This window comes from Achromobacter sp. Marseille-Q0513 (genome assembly GCF_018195695.1).
In the GTDB taxonomy this organism is placed as follows: Bacteria; Pseudomonadota; Gammaproteobacteria; order Burkholderiales; family Burkholderiaceae_B; genus Achromobacter.
Genome location: NZ_JAGTJY010000620.1, coordinates 1 through 365 on the forward strand (window position 1 = coordinate 1; position 365 = coordinate 365).

Below are 365 nucleotides of genomic sequence, written 5' to 3' on the forward strand. Positions count from 1 at the left end.
GTTCAGACCGGCGGTGGGTTTACCAAAGATTCTCACCAACTTTATCTGCATTGCACCTTGTATCTTCTGGGCTAACTTCAGCAGGACCTCTTCCCTTCCTTCACCCTCCTTCTTTTTTTCCTCCCCCTCCTCCTCTTCTTCCCTTCCTTTCCTTCCCTCTTTTTCCTTCCCCCCCCCTTCTTCCTCCCTCCTTCTTCCCTTCTCTCCCTTCCCTTTTTTCCTTCCCCCTCTCTTCCCTCCCTTCCACCTTTTCTTCTTTTTTCCCCTCCTCCTCCCCCCCCCCTCTTTCCTCTTCCTCTCCCTTCTCCCCCCCCCCTCCCTTTCCCCCCTCTGGTTCGATCCGGACAACGCCGCCTTCGCCACCG

At 55.9% G+C, this 365-nt stretch carries 1 protein-coding gene; it reads right to left on the minus strand.

The features are described from left to right. Positions 1–365, minus strand: a 365-nt coding sequence (locus KDH83_RS32025) for a hypothetical protein (RefSeq protein ID WP_212323233.1), incomplete at both ends; no start/stop codon positions are given.